The following is a 13,886-nucleotide window of genomic DNA, read 5'->3' as shown; positions in this document are numbered from 1 at the left end:
CCCGCCGCCGTCCTCACCGAGGCGGTGCGCCCGAACAGGATGAACGAACACCCCGCGCTCGACGCCGCGCATCTGCACTGCCGGTCGCTGCAGGAGGCCCTCGACCGCTTCCGCCGGCACGGTCTGCCCCGGATCGCCGACTGGGGCGGCCGGCTCGCCACCGTCCTCACCGACGGCGGACGGCTGCTGGCCGCCGGCAACGGCGGCAGCGCCGCCCAGGCCCAGCATCTGACCGCCGAGCTGGTCGGCCGCTACCGCCAGGAGCGGCGCGCCTATTCGGCGCTCGCCCTGCACGCGGAGACCTCCAGCGTCACCGCCATCGGCAACGACTACGGCTTCGACCACGTCTACGCCCGCCAGGTGGACGCCCACGGGCGCCCCGGGGACGTCCTGATGCTGCTGTCCACCTCGGGCCGCAGCGCCAATCTGATCGCGGCGGCGGTGGCGGCCCGGCGGGCCGGACTGCGGGTGTGGGCGCTCACCGGGCCCGGCCCGAACCCGCTGGTGGAGGCCGCCGACGAGGCGCTGTGCGTGGAGGCGGGCAGCACCGCGACCGTCCAGGAGACGCATCTGGTCGCCGTGCACCTGCTCTGCGAGTGTTTCGACGCCGCCGTGTCCACGCCCCTCGGGCGGCGTGCGGCGGCCGTACCCGGGAGGGTGTCATGACCGGACCGAAGCCTGTCGTGGTGGTGGGGGACGTACTGCTCGACGAGGACATCGAGGGGGTCGCCACCCGGCTGGCGCCGGACGCGCCCGCCCCGGTCGTCGACGTCACCGGTGACCGCCGGCACCCGGGCGGGGCCGGGCTGGCCGCCGCGCTCGCGACCCGCGGCGGCCGGGACGTGGTCCTGGTGACCGCGCTCGGTGACGACCCGGCCAGCGAGGCCGTACGCCGGGGGCTCAGCGGCCGGGTCCGGCTGCTGGAGCTGCCGCTGCACGGCACGCTGCCGGTGAAGACGCGGGTACTGGCGGGCGGGCGGCCCGTGGTCCGCATCGACCGGGGCGGCGGAACACCCGGCGAGCCGGACGACGCGGTGCGCGAGGCGCTCGCGGACGCGCACGCCGTCCTCGTCGCCGACTACGGACGGCACACCGCCGGGGCCGTCCGCACACAGCTGGAGGACGCCGCCCGCCACACCCCGCTGGTGTGGGATCCGCACCCCAGGGGCGACCCGCCGGTGCCGGGGGCTCGCATCGTCACGCCGAACGCCGCCGAGGCGGTCGCCCTGTGCGCCGGTGCGCAGGGGACATCGCCGGACGGCTCCTCGCTGGGAGCGTTCGCCGAGCGCGGGGCGGAGCTGGCGGAGCGCTGGCGGGCGGCGGGCGTCGCCGTGACGCTCGGCGACCGCGGGGTGCTGCTGACCCGGCCCGGCGGGGGCACCCCGATGCTGATCCCGGCGCCGTTCCGGGCCGACGGCGATCCGTGCGGCGCGGGGGACTGTTTCGCCGCGACGACCGTCGCGGCGCTGGCCGACGGGCTGCTGCCCGAGGAGGCGCTGCAGCGGGCGGTCGCGGAGGCCGCCGCGTTCGTCGCGGCGGGCGGGGCCGGGAACCCGGACCTGTGGCACACGCCGGCCGTCCCGGGCCCCGCGCGCACTCCCGCGGCCGACGCGTTCGAGCTGGCGGAGGACGTGCGGGCGCGCGGCGGGACGGTGGTCGCCACCGGCGGCTGCTTCGACCTGGTGCACGCCGGGCACGTCGGCCTGCTGGAGAGCGCCCGGCGGATCGGCGACTGTCTGATCGTGTGCCTCAACTCCGACGCCTCCGTCACCCGACGCAAGGGCCCGGGCCGCCCGCTCACCCCGGCGGCGGACCGGGCCAGGGTGCTGGCCGCGCTGGGGAGCGTGGACGCGGTCGTGGTCTTCGAGGAGGACACACCGGAAGCGGTGCTGGGCCGGCTGCGGCCCGACGTGTGGGTCAAGGGCGGTGACTACTCCGTGCAGGCCCTGCCCGAGGCGGAGGTGCTGCGCACCTGGGGCGGCCAGGCGGTGGTCCTGCCCTACCTGGACGGCCGCTCCACGACCCTCCTGACCCGCCGCGCGGCACGGGCCGCGGCGGTCGCCCTGAAGTCCCCGGACGGATAACGGCCCCTTCCGGAAGGGACGGCCGGGGCAGGGAGCGGGCGGGCCGGGTCCTGGGAGCCCCTCGGGAGCGGCACCGGCCGCCGTGGGCGGAGAGGGTTCTTCGCCCCCGCCGCCCCGCCCCGCCCCGTCCCCGGGGCTGTGCGCCGGACCCTCCGTGTCCTCGAACGCCGGACGGGCCGAGGGAGGACGGGCGGGACGCCCCCGGGGCTGCGCCCCGGACCCCCGTCGGCCCTGGGCGGGCCCCGGCCTCACACGCCGGACGGGCCGAGGGGGGATGTCAGGCCGCTGCCTCCAGGGCGGGGCGGCCGGTCGCGTCGGCGTCGGGTGTGCGGAGGAGGACCGGGGCCGGGGTCCGGCGGGAGCGGAGGAGGTGACCCGCGCCGATCGAGCCGGCGATGATCAGACCGCCGCTCATCAGGGCGCCACGCGGGCCGGCCAGTTCCATGAGGAGACCGAGGGCGGGCGGGCCGCCCAGGCCCCACACGGTGCCGACGGCGCCCCAGACGCCGAGCACGCGTCCGCGCAGATGGGCGGGCGGGTCGGTCTGCAGGACGGCCGTGCCCGCGGTGTCGGAGACGGACTCGACGACGGCCATGGGCAGGACCAGCACCAGCAGCACGGCCAGCGACGGCGACATGCCCGCCACCACCTGCAGCAGCGCGCCCGTCGCCGCGAGGGCGCCGACGAGCCGCACGGACGGCCTGCGCAGCCGCGCGCCGAGCCGACAATCCCGCCGACGGCGAGGACGGTCGACACCGTGCCGAACGCGCCCGCACCGCCCGCGAGCGGCCCGGTGACCAGGACCGCCAGGGTGAGCCCGTAGTTGCGGCCGAAGACCGCGCTGATGCCGGTGACGCCGGCGAGCGCGAGGAGCCGGGGCCGGCGGGCGAAGAAGGTCAGCCCCTCGCGGACGGTCAGGTCGCGCCGCGGGTGCTTGCCGCTCCCGGCGACATGGCGGACCGCCCCCGCGGCCGGGCGCAGGAAGGGGATGACCGCGGTCACGAAGAGGAAGGAGAACCCGTTGGCGAAGTAGGCCGCGGAGGTACCGAGGAAACCGACCGTCACCCCGGCGAACGCGGCACCCGCGAGCCGGCCCGCGTTGAACACCAGCGCGCCCACTCCGATGGCGGAGGGCACGTCCTCGGCGGGGACGAGGTCGTTGCCCAGCAGGGCACAGGCCGGGTTGTCGACGGTGGCGACGATGCCGGTGACGGCGGCCAGCACCATCAGGGACGTCATGTCGAGCCGGTCCAGCATCACCAGGACGGCCGTGGTGAACGCGATCACGGCCAGCAGGGCCTGACTGACGGCGGCCGTCACCTTCCGCGGCCAGCGGTCGACGGCCGCGCCGCCGAGGACGCTCATGAGCAGGGCCGGAGCGGCCTGCACGGACATGGACAGACCTGTGGCGGCGGCGGACCCGGTGATCTGCAGGACCAGCAGGTTCTGCACGGTGAGCTGCATCCACGTGCCGGCGTTGGACACGAGGTTCGCGACGGACCACCAGCGCATGCTGCGGTGTCTCAGGGACCGCCAGGGCGCGCGGGATACGGGATGGGCAGGGGTGGGCGAGGAAGACACAGTGCGCTACTCGAAAGACGAGCCGGAGGGCTCAGCGGGAGGGGCGCGGGAGCGGAACGCCGGCTGCGCTGCGCGGCGGCTCCCGTCGCCGGACAGGGCGCGGACCATCGTGGCAGAAGGGACCGCCGAGTCGTTGCGAGGAGCGGGGCACGGCAGAAAAGGCGCGCGCCAAATGTGCCCATGTACGGGGGACTTGGGAGGGTCAGTGTGGTTGATCACAGCGGCCGGGGCCCGGGCGGGCGCAGGCAAGAGGCCCGTCGCGCCGGCGACGGGCCCCTCTTTCCGACGTCTCAGCCGAGCTTGCCGCGCCCGCTCAGCGCGTCGCGGAGCCGGTCGACCATTCCGGCGCCCGGTGCCAGCAGCTTGTTCGCCGGGGGCTTGTCCGGGGCGGCCGGGTGCGGCCGGGTCGGGGCCGTCTTCTTCGCCTGGCGGATCTTGTCACCGAGCTGGTCGAGCGCGTCCGTGGAGCAGGAGGCACGCAGCAGCGGGAACAGGTTCTGCTCCTCGTCGGCGATGTGCTCGCGGATCTCGGTCATCAGCGAGCCGACGAGCCGGTCGAACTCGGGGTCGCCCGCGTCACAGCGTTCGATGTCCTTCATGAGCTGCTCGGCCTTGGCGTGGTCCTCGAGCTCCTTGTCGGCGAGGGCGTCCCCTCCGCGCACGTGCTCCCGCACGGCCGGGTACAGGTACGCCTCTTCCGCCACCGAGTGCCGGACCAGTTCGATCGTGGCCTGGTCGGCGTACACCTTGCGGTCCTTGTGGCCGGGCGGCAGTTGCTCGATCTTTCCGAAGATCTCCTCGACTTCCCGGTGATCGGTCACCAGTTCGTCGATGACGTTGCCTCCATGTCCCATGTCCTTCACCTCCGGTTCGTGGTGGCACCCGGCCGGGTCCACTCCGCCTCCGGGTCCCCTCGCCGCCGGGGAGCTAACGCGGTCGCGGTGTGCGTCACCCGGGCAGCTTGGCCCGGACGCGGCCGGCCGCGGCGGCGGGGCGGGCACCGGCCCGCACGGACTGATGCACGAGGTGGGCGTCGCGACGCAGATCATGGGCGGCGTGCCGGCTGCGCCACAGCAGGGAGGGGGCGGCGCCGGTGTCGTCGGCGGCGATCAACAGCCCGCCGAACATGGCGAGGTTCTTCAGGAAGTGGACGCGCTGCTGGGTGCGCCGTTCGGGGTCCTCCTCGTCCCAGAAGCGGTGCGCGGCCAGCGTCGTGGGCACGAGCGTGGCGGCGATCGCGAGCGCGGCCGGGCGGGACATGCGTCCGGTGGCCAGCAGCAGTCCGCCCACGAGCTGTACGGCGCCATTGAGGCGTACCGCGTCCTCGGTGCGGTCCGGCAGCACGGCGACACGGTCGGTGACGGGGCGTACGACGGGCTCGGCGACGGCCGCGACGGCCTCGGGGTTGCGGACGGAATCCAGCCCGCCCGCGACGAACATCGAGGCGAGCATCGGACGGCCGAGGACGCGCAACAGACTCATGGCCTTCTCCTGGGGGTGTGGGTGGTGGACCTTCGCCGGGTTCCCCTCGGGGTGGGGACCATTCGGCGCGCGCTCACCAGAACCGGGTGGTGAGTGCGGGCTGGTGGACGGCCTGGACGGCGTCGCGCAGGCACAGGGCGATGCCGATGGTGGTGCGCAGCACCGAGGGCCGTACGGTCTGGGCGGTCTCCGTGGCCAGGACCAGCAGACAGCCCGCCGCCTGTTCCACCACGGAGACGGGGAGGGTGTAGTCGCTGTCGGCGGCCGCGCGGAACGCCTTCAGCGGGATTCCGGCTCCGTCGACCGTCCGCCTGGCGGCCTGCTCCAGGTGCTGTGCCGCTTGTTCGCAGATCGAGGCGGGCAGGGTGAGGGTGCGCTGGAACGATGAACTCGTCATGTTCCCAGTGCTCCCCCGGCACGCCGGCGTTCGATCGGTGGGCGGGGGGATTTCACCGTCCCGCGTGATGGGCCGGCGGCGGATGCGGGCGCGGCGGGAGTTCGTACGCTGGGCACGACCGGGTGCCCCGGTCCGGCGTGGCAGGGCCGGTGCGGACGCGGTCCCGCTGCCACCCGCCCGCGCGAGTGAGGAGCCCCGCCATGACCTTCCCATCCGGTTCGGCGGCACAGGACGGTGACGGGGCCAGGGCCGTTGCGGCCCGGTTCACCGAGCGGACGGTCACCGGGGTGCGCGCGCTGTCCGGCTCGCTCGCCGAGGTGGCCCTCGACGACGGCCGGGTGGTGGTCGTGAAGCGGGCCGACGGCGTGGGGGCGGCCCGCGCCGAGGCGGCGGGGCTGCGCTGGCTGGCCGGGGCGGGGACGGTGCGGGTACCGGTGGTGCACGGTCACGACGCGCGCCGGCTGGTCGTCGATCTGGTGACGCAGGGCCCGCCCGGGCGGGAGGCCGCCGTCCGGTTCGGCCGTGACCTGGCCGCCCTGCACGCGGCCGGCGCGCCCGCCTTCGGGGCTCCGCCGCCGGGCGGTCCGGTGGAGGCGTACATCGGGCTCGCCCCGATGCGCAACGTCACCGGCGACGACTGGCCCGGCTGGTACGCCGAGCACCGGGTCCTGCCGTATCTGCGCCGGGCGGTCGACGACGGCACCGTCCGGGCCGGTGAGGCGGGCGTCGTGGAGCGGGTCTGCGAGCGGCTGCCGGAGCTCGCGGGGCCGGCCGAGCCGCCCGCGCGGCTCCACGGCGACCTGTGGAACGGCAATGTGCTGTGGGGCGATGACGGGCACGTCCGGCTGATCGACCCGGCGGCCCACGGCGGGCACCGGGAGACCGACCTCGCGATGCTCCGCCTCTTCGGCTGTCCGCATCTGGACGCGGTGCTGGACGGCTACCAGCGGGTGGCGCCGCTCGCCGACGGGTGGGAGGCACGCGTCGGCGTGCACCAGCTGTTTCCGCTGCTGGTGCACGCCGTGCTGTTCGGGCGCGGCTACGCCGAGCAGGCGCTCGCGGTGGCGCGGTCGGCCGCGGCCGGGTGACCCCTCACCGGGTCACCACGTGCCGTTCGTCGGGGACGCAGTGGGTCATGGTGAGCCCTTCCACGTCACGCGGGGGGTTGTCGCCGAGGTTGGCCAGCCGCTTGCGGTCCTCGTCCGTGAGGTCCTGGCCGGCGAGGGGATCGAGGTGGGCGACGTCCTCCGGCATGATGCCGAGGCCTTCGCCGACCCTGCGGCCGAGGTCGTTCTCGACCAGCAGGAAGTGCCACACCATGCGCTCCTGCACCTCCCGGTCGCACTGGGAGATCAGGTCGACGAAGTTCTTCACCAGGTCGTCGCGCTCCCAGTCCTCCATGAGCAGGTAGCGCTGGCCGGCCTGCAGGTAGTCGTTGGCGCGCGGGATGCGCCTGCGGGTGAGCCGGCCCCGGATCTCCGGGCCCTGCTCGTCGTGCGTCGGGTACTGACCCTCCCGCAGACCGCCGGTGATCGACGGCTCGTAGTTCACGTGCGGGTTCTCGCCGGCGCCGTCGACGTGGTACGTCATCTGGCCGTCGCGCTGGTTGGTGCGTACGTCCGCGTGCTTGGCCTGGTTGACGGGCAGTTGCAGGTAGTTCGGGCCGACCCGGTGGCGCTGGGTGTCGCTGTAGGAGAAGGTCCGGCCGACGAGCATCTTGTCGTCGGAGAAGTCCAGGCCGTCGACGAGGACGCCGGTGCCGAAGGAGATCTGCTCGTTCTCGGCGAAGAAGTTGTCCGGCATCCGGTTCAGCACCATCCGGCCCACCGGCTTCGGCGGGAAGTCCTGCTCGGGCCAGGTCTTGGTGTCGTCCAGCGGGTCGAAGTCCAGTTCCGGGTGCTCGTGGTCGTCCATCATCTGGACCACCAGTTCCCACTCCGGGTACTCGCCCCGCGCCACCGCCTCGTAGAGGTCCTTGGTGGCGTGGCCGAGCCCCTCCGCCTGGACGTTCGCCGCGTCCTCGGCCGTCATGCCGCGCACGCCCTGCTTGGGCATCCAGTGGTACTTGACCAGCTTGGTCTCACCCTCGGCGTTGACCCACTTGTAGGTGTTCACGCCGAAGCCCTGCATGTGGCGGTAGTCCGCCGGGATGCCGCGCGGGCTGAAGAGGTTGACGAGCATGTGCATCGACTCCGGTGTCTGCGACATGAAGTCGAAGATGCGGCGCGGCTGCTGCTCGAAGGTGACCGGGTCGGGCTTGAGGGCGTGGATGACGTCCGGGAACTTGATCGCGTCCCGGATGAAGAAGACGCCCAGGTTGTTGCCGACGAGGTCCCAGTTGCCGTCCTCGGTGTAGAACTTCACCGCGAAGCCGCGCGGGTCGCGGGCGGCTTCGGAGGAGTCGCGTCCGCCGATGACGGTGGAGAAGCGGACGGCCAGGTCCGTGCGCTTGCCCTCCTCCTGGAAGAGCTTGGCGCGGGTGTACCGGGAGATCGGCTCGTCGCCCCACTTCCCGTACGCCTCGAAGTAGCCGTAGGCGGTGACGCCACGGGCGTGCACGACGCGCTCGGGGATGCGTTCCCGGTCGAAGTGACTGATCTTCTCCAGGAACTGGTAGTTCTCCAGCGTGGCCGGGCCTCGGGCACCGACGGTGCGCTGGTTCTGGTTGTCGTAGACCGGATGGCCCTGTCGGTTGGTGAGTACCTTGCGGTCGTCCCCCGGAGCGGGACCCCGGCTCGAAACGTCCGTCATGATGATGGGCTCCTCGCGCTGCTCGGCATCCCCCCGATGGCGTGCGTACGGGGGCCATGCTGCCGCGCATCGTCGCGGGCGGCGACTCGGAGCGGCGGACCGCGCCCGTGTGGGGCCGGCGGCCGGGTGAGGAGGCGGCCGAGTGCGCCGGTGAGTGTCCGCAGGTCGAGGCGGATCACCCGGCCGTACGTCATGTCGGCGCCGTCGCCAGTGGGCTTCGGCATGGAGCGTCGCCTCCTGGCGCACCCGCGGTTGTCGATCGGCAGTAGCGGTCACCCTGCCGGACGTCACCCTCCCGGCCCTCACCCGCCCAGCCGCCGGACCTTGCCGGGACACGGCGGGGCCCGGCCACCGCGTCCCACGGCGACCGGGCCTCACGAAGCGGCGTTCAGCCGCCGTCCAGGCGGGCCTTCAACAGCCCCTTGCCCAGCTCCGCGCCCTTGCGGCTGTCCGCCTGGGCCTTGCGGAACAGGTCGGCGACCTCGGTGTCCTTGGCGCGCTCGGCGTCCTGGATGTAGCTCTCCAGGCGCAGCGCGTTGCTCAGGCACGCCTCGACGTACCAGATCAGGTTGTAGTCCTTGTCCTGCGTGCCGGTGACGCCGCCGGTCTCCGTCTCACTGGTCATCCGGGCCTCCTCTTCGCGGTGCTCGTTCCGGGCCCACCCGCACCGGTGCGTTCCGGCCGGCGGGCCTCCACAGCGGCGGCCGGGTACCCGTCCTGGCCGAAGGCACACAGCGGCAAAGGAGCGGGGACGCGACCGGTCCCCCGTTCCGGTCGTGCCCCCGCCATGTCCCGAAACTATGCGGAACGGGGCGCGCCTGTGTATCGCACCGATGCCCGCTGGAGCCGCCGGAGGGCTCATCCGTGCACAACCGAGTCCGAAAGGCCCGGTTTTACTCACCCGCGAGCAGTGGCTGCCGCAGGTCACCCACCGCCAGATGGGCCAGGACGACCTCGTACAGGTCCGTCCCGGGGGTCAGCAGCCGGCGTTCGAGGACCGGTTCGGCGCTGCGCACGTGCTCCCGCACGGTCTGGGGGTGGACCCCCAGACCCCGCGCGGCCCGCTCGGCGTTGCCCCCGGCGGCGATCCAGGTGCGCACCGTGCGGCGCACGTTGCGGGAGTCCCGGTCCAGTCGCCCCAGCAGCTCCTGTGCCCACGCGCCGACGGCGGGGCCCGCCAGCAGGTCGGCGAGGCGCGGGGCGTGCGCGCCGGGGGCGGTGCCCGCCCGGCCGTCCACCACGTTGATCTGGGTGTGGAGCGCCAGGTGCACGACGGCGCGGGCGGTGACGTCGCCGAAGTCGACGCCGAGCATGGTCTCGACGCGATCCATGCGAGCGCGCACGGTGTTGCGGCTGACGCCGAGGATCTTGGCGGCGTTGACGGCGGTGAACTCCAGGCCGAGGCGGGTGGTGGCGAGGAGTTCGGCACGGGTGTGGTGCGGCAGCGCGTCGAGCGGGCGCAGCACCAGGGCCGTCCAGCCGCGCAGGGCCGCCGGGTCCATCAGTCGCTCCGGGTGGGTGCGCTCGGCGTAGACGGCCGTCTTGTCCGCCCGGAACCGGGCCACCGCCAGGGCGCTGACGGCCTGCCCGTACGCGGCGGCGGTACGGGCGAGGCTCTGCCGGACGCTGCCGCCGAGGAAGGTCCGCGGATGCCGTTCGACCAGGGACCGCAGAGCGTCGGCGGTGGCCTCGCGGGGACTGACCACGATCACATGGCCGTCCATGGCCGGGCACCGCACGACGAGGGCCTCCTCCCGCGTGGTGTCGAGGCATTCCTCCAGGAGCCGCTCGCGCCGGGCCGGCTCGGACTCGATGACGTAGACGCACGCCGTGTCGGCGTCCAGCAGGCCCGGCCAGAGACCCGCGGCGACCCGGCGGGCCGCGACGGTGTCCTCGACCATCAGCAGTTGCAGGATGGCCAGCCGCAGATCGGCGGTGGCCCGCCGCAGCCGGTGTCCGGCCGCGGTCGTCTCACGGGCGGTCAGCAGGAGTTCGATCACCTGGGCGGTGTGCGTGACGACGTCAGAGGTGTGCCGGTCGAAGCGGGCCTTACGGGAGACTGCCAGCACACAGACCTGCGCGCGGTGCCCGATCTTGACCAGGCGCACGTGGTGTCCCGCCCCCTCATAGGCGGCGGAGGCGATCCGTCCCGACCCGAGGCCGGCGAGGAGGGACTCGTCCAGCGGCACCCTGGTCCCGGCGAGGAGCGTGCCGGCGGCGTCCCGCAGGGACACCTCCGCGTGCACGGCGCCGGCCAGCCAGTCGACGACCCTGCGGACGTCGCGCCCGCCCGGCCGCAGATGCTGCAGCAGCTCCCGCGCCCACGCCCGGTGCTCCCCGGCCGCCGTGGGCGTCCGCCGTGTTCCGTCGTTACCGCCTGTCACCTCGGCCCCCCTCGTCCGCTCGCCGTCCCCCGGGTTCGGGTCGGGGACGTTACCGCACCCACGCGCGCCGCTCATCCCGGCGCGACGGCGCACCCGGACCGCCCCGGCGGCACGAGCGCGGCCGGGCGGCATAAGCTCGGTGAATGGCGAAGTACTTCGACGTGCACCCCGACAACCCCCAGCCGCGCACCATCGCGCAGGTCGCCGACGGCATCCGCTCCGACGCCCTGATCGCATACCCCACGGACTCCTGCTACGCGCTCGGCTGCCGTCTGGGCAGCCGTGACGGCATCGACCGGATCCGCACGATCCGCAAACTGGACGACCGGCACCACTTCACCCTGGTGTGCCGGGACTTCGCGCAGCTCGGCCAGTTCGTACGGATCGACAACGACGTGTTCCGCGCGGTCAAGGCATCGACCCCGGGCAGCTACACGTTCATCCTGCCCGCGACCAAGGAGGTGCCGCGCATGCTGCAGCACCCCAAGAAGAAGACGGTCGGCGTGCGCATCCCCGACCACGTCGTCACCCAGGCGCTGCTCGCGGAGCTCGGCGAGCCCCTGCTGTCCAGCACCCTGCTGCTGCCCGGCGAGGACGAGCCGATGACGCAGGGCTGGGAGATCAAGGACCGGCTCGACCACGTGGTGGACGCGGTGATCGACTCCGGCGACTGCGGCACCGAACCGACCACGGTGATCGACTTCTCGGGCGGTGAGCCGGAGGTCGTACGGCGGGGCGCGGGCGACGTGTCGCGGTTCGAGTGAGGGCACCGCGCCGCCTGCGGCCCCCGGCCGGCGTGTCACGATGGCCGTGATCCGTACCGGCCCGCAGCCCTCAGGGAGGCAGCCCCGCCATGACCGCCGTACAGGGAACCCAGGTCGACATCCCGACCGAGGACGGCACCGCGGACGCGTATCTGACGCATCCCGTCGACGGGGCTCCCCGGCCGGCGGTGCTGTTCTACATGGACGCCTTCGGTCCGCGTCCGCGGCTGCGGGCGATGGCCGACCGGCTGGCGGAGGCCGGCTACACCGTCCTGGTGCCGAACCTGTTCTACCGGCGCGGGCGTGCTCCCGTGGTCGAACTGCCCGAGTTCATCGACCCGGGGGCGCGGCCGGAGATCTTCCAGCAGCTGGGGCCGGTCATGCGGGAGCTGACGCCCGAGCGGGCGATGCGTGACGCCGGAGCGTATCTGCGGTGGCTCGCCGAGTGCCCGGCGGCGGCCGACGGCCCGGTGGCGGTGACCGGCTACTGCATGGGCGCGGCGCTGTCCCTGCGCACCGCCGGCACCCACCCGGACCGGGTGGCCGCCGCGGCCGGGTTCCACGGCGGCCGGCTGGCGACGGACGCGCCGGACAGTCCGCATCGGGTGGCCGGCCGGATCACCGCCGAGGTGTACTTCGGCCACGCCGACCGGGACCACTCGCTGCCCGGGGAGCAGATCGAGCGCCTGGAGCGGGCCCTGACGGACGCCGGCGTCCGGCACCGCTGCGAGGTGTACACCGGCGCCGGGCACGGCTACACCCAGTCCGACACGGCCGCGTACGACAAGGAGGCGGACGAGCGTCACTGGGCGGCGCTGCTCGACCTGTTGGGCCGCACCTTCTGAAGCCCGCCGCCAACCGGGCGCCGGCCGGGGGTGGTTCACCGGCCACCCGCCCTCCGGCGGGCGGCCGCGCCGTTGTTACCGTGCACCGGTGTCCGACTCTTCACGCGATACCGCCGAGGGTGCCGGCTGGGGCAGCGCGGAACGCGGTGCGTACCGGCGGCTGATGCCGTCTCGGGTCGAGAGGATCTCCTGGCTCGACCCGAGGATGCTGTGGGCCGCCCGCAACGGGGTCCTGGCCTCCTGGTTCGGGGATCCCACGGGGCGTACCCGCGCCCGGCGGGTCGCCCAGCGGGCGGCGGCCGGCGCACCCGCCGACAAGGTCATCCGGCGTGACGACCCGGACCGGTTCTCGTTCCTGGTCCTCGGTGACACGGGCGAGGGCGACGAGCCCCAGTACGCGGTGGTGCCCGGTCTGCTGAAGGAGGGCCGGGACACCGCCTTCGCCGTGCTCGCCAGCGATGTGATCTACCCGGTGGGCAGCGCGGACGACTATCTCACCAAGTTCTTCCGCCCGTACCGGGACTATCAGGCACCGATCTACGCGATACCCGGCAACCACGACTGGTACGAGGACCTGGACGGCTTCATGCGCGTCTTCTGCGACGACGCCCCGCCGCTGCCGCCCGGGCCCGCCCCGCGTCCCCTCACCCGGGACTGGCTGCGCTCCCTGCTGTGGCACCGGCCGCGTCCCGGGGACGGCGGGCGCCTCGCCGAGGCACGCACGCTGCGGTCCGGGCCCGCCCAGCAGGCCGTGCAGCCGGGGCCGTACTGGGCGATCGACGCGGGACCGGTGCGGATCATAGGCATCGACACCGGCCTGCTGGGCACGCTCGACGCCGAACAGGGCGCCTGGCTGCGGGAGGTCTCCCGGGGCCCGCGCCCCAAGATCCTGGTCACGGGCTCGCCCCTGTACGTGGACGGCTCGCACCACCCGTGCCCCATCGACGGCGGCGGCACCGTCGACGACATCGTCCGCGATCCCGGCCACCACTATGTGGCGGCGATAGGCGGCGACATCCACAACTACCAGCGCTACCCGGTGCGGTTGGCCGACGGCCGGACCATCCAGTACGTGGTGGCGGGCGGCGGCGGGGCGTTCATGCACGCCACGCACACCATCCCCGGGGTCGACGTCGCCGGCGTCACCGAACGGGACTTCCGCTGCTATCCGCTGCGCGGCGACTCGCTCGCCTTCTACAGCGCGCTCTACGGGCGCCGGCTGCGGATGCGGCGCTTCTTCACCCTCACCGAGTCCGAGGCGATGACGGTGATCGCGGAACGCCTCGGCATCGGGCCCACCAGGGTCCAGGGCGCACCGCCCCGGCTCACCCGCCGGATGCGGCTGGTCGCCGGACTGCTCGGCACCGGACGCCGGCCCGACCGGGCCAAACGGTTCCGGCTGCCCGTGCGCAAGATCTACACGCAGGTGTTCTCGCCGGGCTCGGCCACCTACAGCCCGCCGTTCTTCAAGTGCTTCCTGCGTCTGGACGTCGGCCCGGACGAGATCCGGCTGCGCTGTCACGCGGCCACCGGCCACCGCGCTCAGGAGGTCACCCCGCCGGTCGAGGACGAGGTGACCATCCCGCTGAAGTGACCTG

At 73.9% G+C, this 13,886-nt stretch carries 12 protein-coding genes and 1 pseudogene; 6 read left to right on the top strand and 7 right to left on the bottom strand.

What is annotated here, in order from left to right; translation table 11 throughout:
* Window positions 1-39: 39 nt before the first annotated feature.
* Both IE178_RS16885 and rfaE2 read left to right on the top strand, forming a co-directional pair.
* Window positions 40-666 (top strand): D-sedoheptulose-7-phosphate isomerase, encoded by a 627-nt coding sequence (locus tag IE178_RS16885; protein WP_184766516.1) that lies wholly within the window; start codon window positions 40-42, stop codon window positions 664-666.
* On the top strand, window positions 663-2,084 hold the full coding sequence (rfaE2, locus tag IE178_RS16880; protein WP_193512883.1) for a D-glycero-beta-D-manno-heptose 1-phosphate adenylyltransferase: 1,422 nt from the start codon (window positions 663-665) through the stop codon (window positions 2,082-2,084). Before IE178_RS16885 ends, rfaE2 begins: the two co-directional genes overlap by 4 nt.
* Window positions 2,085-2,361: 277 nt before the next feature.
* Here the strand turns inward: rfaE2 and IE178_RS16875 are convergent.
* The 4 genes and pseudogenes from IE178_RS16875 to IE178_RS16860 all read right to left on the bottom strand — a co-directional run bounded on the left by IE178_RS16875 (window position 2,362) and on the right by IE178_RS16860 (window position 5,544).
* Window positions 2,362-3,596, bottom strand: a pseudogene (locus IE178_RS16875) (MFS transporter).
* Between the two features lie 359 nt (window positions 3,597-3,955).
* On the bottom strand, window positions 3,956-4,519 hold the full coding sequence (locus IE178_RS16870) for a hemerythrin domain-containing protein (protein ID WP_193512882.1): 564 nt from the start codon (window positions 4,517-4,519) through the stop codon (window positions 3,956-3,958).
* 94 nt (window positions 4,520-4,613) lie between these two features.
* On the bottom strand, window positions 4,614-5,147 hold the full coding sequence (locus IE178_RS16865; protein WP_193512881.1) for a DoxX family protein: 534 nt from the start codon (window positions 5,145-5,147) through the stop codon (window positions 4,614-4,616).
* Between the two features lie 73 nt (window positions 5,148-5,220).
* Window positions 5,221-5,544, bottom strand: coding sequence for a hypothetical protein (locus tag IE178_RS16860; RefSeq protein ID WP_184766510.1), 324 nt, complete (start codon window positions 5,542-5,544; stop codon window positions 5,221-5,223).
* Between the two features lie 200 nt (window positions 5,545-5,744).
* Between IE178_RS16860 and IE178_RS16855 the strand changes: the two genes are divergently transcribed.
* On the top strand, window positions 5,745-6,632 hold the full coding sequence (locus IE178_RS16855) for a fructosamine kinase family protein (RefSeq protein WP_193512880.1): 888 nt from the start codon (window positions 5,745-5,747) through the stop codon (window positions 6,630-6,632).
* A gap of 4 nt (window positions 6,633-6,636) precedes the next feature.
* Here the strand turns inward: IE178_RS16855 and IE178_RS16850 are convergent, their stop codons facing one another.
* The 3 genes from IE178_RS16850 to IE178_RS16840 form a co-directional block, all read right to left on the bottom strand.
* Entirely contained in the window at window positions 6,637-8,295 is a 1,659-nt protein-coding gene (locus tag IE178_RS16850) for a catalase (protein ID WP_184766508.1), read from the bottom strand.
* A gap of 388 nt (window positions 8,296-8,683) precedes the next feature.
* Window positions 8,684-8,920, bottom strand: coding sequence for a hypothetical protein (locus IE178_RS16845; protein ID WP_184766507.1), 237 nt, complete (start codon window positions 8,918-8,920; stop codon window positions 8,684-8,686).
* A 268-nt stretch (window positions 8,921-9,188) separates the two neighbouring features.
* On the bottom strand, window positions 9,189-10,679 hold the full coding sequence (locus IE178_RS16840; protein WP_318280095.1) for a helix-turn-helix domain-containing protein: 1,491 nt from the start codon (window positions 10,677-10,679) through the stop codon (window positions 9,189-9,191).
* Between the two features lie 143 nt (window positions 10,680-10,822).
* Here IE178_RS16840 and IE178_RS16835 point away from each other — a divergent pair, with 143 nt between their 5' ends.
* The 3 genes from IE178_RS16835 (at window position 10,823) to IE178_RS16825 (ending at window position 13,882) form a co-directional block, all read left to right on the top strand.
* The gene (locus IE178_RS16835) at window positions 10,823-11,443 is read left to right on the top strand and encodes an L-threonylcarbamoyladenylate synthase (protein ID WP_184766505.1); all 621 of its coding nucleotides are present in this window, start codon (window positions 10,823-10,825) and stop codon (window positions 11,441-11,443) included.
* 89 nt (window positions 11,444-11,532) lie between these two features.
* A complete protein-coding gene (locus IE178_RS16830) occupies window positions 11,533-12,288 on the top strand; it encodes a dienelactone hydrolase family protein (protein WP_193512878.1) in 756 nt (251 codons plus the stop codon).
* A gap of 88 nt (window positions 12,289-12,376) precedes the next feature.
* The gene (locus IE178_RS16825; RefSeq protein WP_193512877.1) at window positions 12,377-13,882 is read left to right on the top strand and encodes a metallophosphoesterase family protein; all 1,506 of its coding nucleotides are present in this window, start codon (window positions 12,377-12,379) and stop codon (window positions 13,880-13,882) included.
* Window positions 13,883-13,886 lie beyond the last annotated feature (4 nt).

Origin of the sequence: Streptomyces griseoloalbus (assembly GCA_014650015.1) — a bacterium.
In the GTDB taxonomy this organism is placed as follows: Bacteria; Actinomycetota; Actinomycetes; order Streptomycetales; family Streptomycetaceae; genus Streptomyces; species Streptomyces griseoloalbus.
Note: the sequence above shows the minus strand (reverse complement) of the source record. Positions and strands in the feature narration are given on the sequence as shown.

What these genes read in the sequence shown, in the direction of transcription:
- IE178_RS16885 (WP_184766516.1), top strand. Translation starts at nt 40, where the DNA reads ATGAACGAACACCCCGCGCTCGACGCCGCGCATCTGCACTGCCGGTCG.
- rfaE2 (WP_193512883.1), top strand. Translation starts at nt 663, where the DNA reads ATGACCGGACCGAAGCCTGTCGTGGTGGTGGGGGACGTACTGCTCGAC.
- IE178_RS16870 (WP_193512882.1), bottom strand. Translation starts at nt 4,519, where the DNA reads ATGGGACATGGAGGCAACGTCATCGACGAACTGGTGACCGATCACCGG.
- IE178_RS16865 (WP_193512881.1), bottom strand. Translation starts at nt 5,147, where the DNA reads ATGAGTCTGTTGCGCGTCCTCGGCCGTCCGATGCTCGCCTCGATGTTC.
- IE178_RS16860 (WP_184766510.1), bottom strand. Translation starts at nt 5,544, where the DNA reads ATGACGAGTTCATCGTTCCAGCGCACCCTCACCCTGCCCGCCTCGATC.
- IE178_RS16855 (WP_193512880.1), top strand. Translation starts at nt 5,745, where the DNA reads ATGACCTTCCCATCCGGTTCGGCGGCACAGGACGGTGACGGGGCCAGG.
- IE178_RS16850 (WP_184766508.1), bottom strand. Translation starts at nt 8,295, where the DNA reads ATGACGGACGTTTCGAGCCGGGGTCCCGCTCCGGGGGACGACCGCAAG.
- IE178_RS16845 (WP_184766507.1), bottom strand. Translation starts at nt 8,920, where the DNA reads ATGACCAGTGAGACGGAGACCGGCGGCGTCACCGGCACGCAGGACAAG.
- IE178_RS16835 (WP_184766505.1), top strand. Translation starts at nt 10,823, where the DNA reads ATGGCGAAGTACTTCGACGTGCACCCCGACAACCCCCAGCCGCGCACC.
- IE178_RS16830 (WP_193512878.1), top strand. Translation starts at nt 11,533, where the DNA reads ATGACCGCCGTACAGGGAACCCAGGTCGACATCCCGACCGAGGACGGC.